The organism is Streptomyces sp. OR43 (genome assembly GCF_008042275.1).
Taxonomy (GTDB): domain Bacteria; phylum Actinomycetota; class Actinomycetes; order Streptomycetales; family Streptomycetaceae; genus Streptomyces.
The window spans coordinates 46127-49900 of record NZ_RDBK01000006.1 but is presented as its reverse complement, the minus strand read 5'-3'; the positions used below and the strand labels follow the sequence as shown (position 1 = coordinate 49900).

Here is a 3774-nt window from a genome sequence, read left to right as displayed (position 1 = left end):
CCAGAAGAAGACGGCGCAGCGGTTCTCGTCGATGGGGGTGGCCATGCCGACGATGCCGAAGGGTCCGCCGGGGCCGGCGGCGGAGCCCACACCGCACGCCCCGAACTCGCCGCACTCCTCGACGCCCTGAACGCCGGACTCGTCACCTCCAACTCCGGCCGCGGCTCCGTCCCCGAGTCCGACGACCGCGTCCTCGGCAACTACGCGACCGCACCCGCCGGCCGCGCGCTGCTCGCCGAAGCCGACGTCCTGCTGTCCATCGGCACCCACTTCCGCTCCAACGAAACCGCCGACTACAGCCTCGGACTCCCGCCCGTCCACATCCAGCTGGACCTCGACCCGGCGGCACCCGGCCGCGTGTACCCCGCCACCGTCGCCCTCCACGGCGACGCCACCGCCGTACTCGCCGCACTCCTCGGACGCGTCACCAGCGGCGCCACGGACACGAGCTGGCCCGGCCGCGTACGCAAGGCCCGCACCGACGCCCGCAGCGCCCAACGCCACGCCATCGGACCCCAGGCCGCGATCAACGACGCCATCCGCGACGCCTGCCCGCCCGGATCCGTCATCGCCCGCGACGTCACCATCCCCTCCTCCACCTGGGGAAACCGGCTCCTGGAGATCACCGACCCGGCCACCAACGTCTTCCCGCGCGGCGGCGGCATCGGACAGGGCCTCGCCATGGGCATCGGCGCCGCACTCGGCCGCCCCGACACCCCCACCGTCGTCATCGCCGGCGACGGAGGCCTCGCCGTCCACCTCGGCGAACTCCTCACCCTCGCCCAGGAGAAGCCCGACCTCACCCTCCTCGTCTTCAACGACGGCGGCTACGGCGTCCTGCGCAACATGCAGGACAACCACTTCCCCCGCCGCTCCGGAGTCGACCTCACCACCCCCGACTTCGCCCTCCTCGCCGCCGCCGTCGGCCTCCCGTACGCCCGCATCGCCGCCGAATCCGACGCCGGACCCGTCATCAAGGAAGCCATCGCCACCCCGGGCCCCACCCTCGTCGAGATCGACCTCACCGCACTCGGCCCGATGAACACCCCGTTCACCCCGCCCGTCAAGCTCCCCGCCACCGCGACCGATACCTCTGGACAGGGAGGCAACCCGTCATGACCACCGCCGAGGAACCCCGGCTCGACCTGCTCGTCCACCGCATGACCTGGGAGGCCGACGGCGTCCTGAGCATCGAACTCACCCACCCCGACGGCGAGCCCCTGCCCACCTGGCGGCCCGGCGCCCACATCGACGTACACACCGGCGGACACGTCCGCCAGTACTCCCTGTGCTCCGACCCCGCCGACACCACCCACTGGCGCATCGGCGTCCTGCGCGAACCCGCCTCCCGCGGCGGCTCCGCCCACCTCCACACCCAGCTCCGCCCGGGCCAGACCCTCCACGTCCAGGGACCCCGCAACCACTTCGAACTCGACGCCACGGGCGAGGCCACCGGCTACCTCTTCCTCGCCGGCGGCATCGGCATCACCCCGATCCTCGCCATGGCCCGCGAAGCCACCCGCACCGGCACCCCCTGGCGCCTCGTCCACGGCGGCCGTACCCGCACCTCCATGGCCTTCGGCGCCGAACTCACGGCACTCGCCGAACTCCCCGGCGGATCCGTCGAGTTCGTCCCCCAGGACGAACACGGCCACCTCGACCTCGACACCCTCCTCGGCGACCTCGCCCCCGGCACCCAGGTCTACTGCTGCGGCCCCGAACCCCTCCTCGCAGCCGTCGAGGAACGCCACCCCGACGCCCGTACGGAACGCTTCGCCGCCCCCACCGCCGCACCCCGCGACGGCGAGGACACCGGCTTCGACGTCGTCTGCGCCCGCACCGGACGCACCGTCGAAGTCGGCCCCGACACCTCCGTACTCGACGCGCTGGAGAACGCCGGCATCCCCGTCGCGTCCTCCTGCCGCGACGGCATCTGCGGCACCTGCGAGACCAAAGTCCTCGAAGGCACCCCCGACCACCGCGACTTCCTCCTCACCGAAACCGAACGCGAAGCCGGCGCCTCGATGATGCTCTGCGTCTCCCGCGCCCGCACCCCCCGCCTCGTACTCGACCTCTGACCCGCCCCGAAGGGAGCCGACATGTCCGGCCCGACCACCCCGCAGTACCTCGATCCCCACCAGGCACGCACCGCCGAGCCCACCCCGTACGAGAAGAAGCTCGCCGCAGTGATCGAGGAGGTCTTCGGCAGCGGAGCCCACGACCTGCCCGGCCTCGTCGCCGGACTCAACGCCCGCGACCTGCCCGCACCCGACGGCAGCCCGTGGACGAGGCGCCAGGGGGTGCCGGTGCGGGTGGCTTCGCGGGCCATGGCGAGGATCGGGGTGATGCCGATGCCGCCGGCGAGGAAGAGGTAGCCGGTGGCCTCGCCCGTGGCGTCGAGTTCGAAGTGGTTGCGGGGTCCCTGGACGTGGAGGGTCCCTCCGAAGTCGCCCGCCCCGGCAACCGCACCGCCGACAAGCTCTACGCCACCGGCATCCGCAACCAGTGGTACGCCGTCTGCCCCTCCGACCACGTCCCCGCGGGCGGCATGAAGCGCCTCACCCTCCTCGGCGAGGAATGGCTCCTCTTCCGCCGCGCCGACGGCACCCTCCACATGCTGGAGGACCGCTGCCCCCACCGAGGCGCCCGCCTCTCCCTCGGCAAACACCTCGGCGACCGCATCGCCTGCTGGTACCACGGCGTCCAGGTCGACGGCACCGGCACTGTCGCCGCCGTACCCGGCCTGCCCGGCTGCAACCTCGAAGGCAAGCAGCTCGTCGCCGCACCCCACGTCATCGAGACCGCCGGCGGCATCCTCGCCTACTTCGGCGACAACGAGCACCCCGAACCCGCACCACTCGTCCTGCCCGAACACCTCACCGACCCCGGCACCTCCGCGTTCCTCTGCTACGCCGAGTGGAACGTCAACTGGCGCTACGCCGTCGAGAACCTCCTCGACCCCATGCACGGCTCGTTCCTCCACCGCGACTCGCACAGCATGGCCGAGGGCCAGACCACCGCACGCTTCCGCATCCGCGAGACCGAACGAGGCTTCTTCTTCGAGAAGACCGACCAGAGCGGCGTCAACTTCGACTGGGTCGAGCTCTGCCGCACCGGCGTCGACTGGGTCGACCTCACCATCCCCTACCCACCGACCGCCGGCCCCGGCGGACCCTTCGGCATCGTCGGCATGGCCACCCCCATCGACGAGAACCGCTGCGCCGTCTTCTTCTGGCGCTACCGCAAGGTCACCGGCTGGCAGCGCGACACCTGGCGCTTCCTCTACAAGACGCTCCTGGAAAACCGCCACTGGGACGTCCTCGAACAGGACCGCATCATGCTGGAGGACCTGCGCACCGACGCCGACCAGGCGGAGAACCTCTACCAGCACGACCTCGGCGTCGTCCGCGTCCGCCGCATGTACCGCACAGAAGCGGAAGCCCAGGCAAAGACAGACTGACCCCCGGTCCTCAATCGCCCGGACACTCGTCACATCCGCCGGACCCCGGCCCGTCAAGCCGGACACTCGTCACATCCGCCGGACCCCGGCCCATCAAGCCGGACACTCGTCACACCCGCCGGACCCCGGCCCATCAAGCCGGACCCGGCAAAATCAAGCCCGTCCGGCGATTGAGGACACCTTCACACCGGGGCCCCGACGCCCCAAATCAAGCCCGTCCGGCGCTTGAGGACCCCTTCCGCACCGAGGGTCCCGGTGCCCCGCGGAGCGCCCCCGCACCGAGGGTCCCGGTGCCCCGCGGAGCGCCCCCGCAC

Annotated in this window: 3 protein-coding genes and 2 pseudogenes; 4 read left to right on the top strand and 1 reads right to left on the bottom strand. The window is 71.8% G+C overall.

The window, feature by feature from the left end:
• From EAO72_RS03290 to EAO72_RS43960, 3 genes and pseudogenes are all read left to right on the top strand, one after another.
• Window positions 1–1119 (top strand): thiamine pyrophosphate-dependent enzyme (locus EAO72_RS03290; protein WP_261991295.1); only part of this gene is annotated, 1119 nt, incomplete at its 5' end.
• Entirely contained in the window at window positions 1116–2078 is a 963-nt protein-coding gene (locus EAO72_RS03285) for a PDR/VanB family oxidoreductase (protein WP_148015696.1), read from the top strand. The genes EAO72_RS03290 and EAO72_RS03285, both read left to right, overlap by 4 nt.
• A 21-nt stretch (window positions 2079–2099) precedes the next feature.
• Window positions 2100–2234, top strand: a pseudogene (locus EAO72_RS43960) (recombinase-like helix-turn-helix domain-containing protein); the annotation flags it as partial.
• A gap of 14 nt (window positions 2235–2248) precedes the next feature.
• Here the strand turns inward: EAO72_RS43960 and EAO72_RS43955 are convergent.
• Window positions 2249–2443: pseudogene (locus EAO72_RS43955) on the bottom strand (oxidoreductase); the annotation flags it as partial.
• Between EAO72_RS43955 and EAO72_RS03270 the strand changes: the two are divergent.
• Window positions 2429–3460, top strand: coding sequence for an aromatic ring-hydroxylating oxygenase subunit alpha (locus EAO72_RS03270; RefSeq protein ID WP_148015695.1), 1032 nt, complete (start codon window positions 2429–2431; stop codon window positions 3458–3460). The pseudogene EAO72_RS43955 and the gene EAO72_RS03270 overlap by 15 nt on opposite strands.
• Window positions 3461–3774: the final 314 nt, after the last annotated feature.

What these genes read in the sequence shown, in the direction of transcription:
- EAO72_RS03285 (WP_148015696.1), top strand. Translation starts at nt 1,116, where the DNA reads ATGACCACCGCCGAGGAACCCCGGCTCGACCTGCTCGTCCACCGCATG.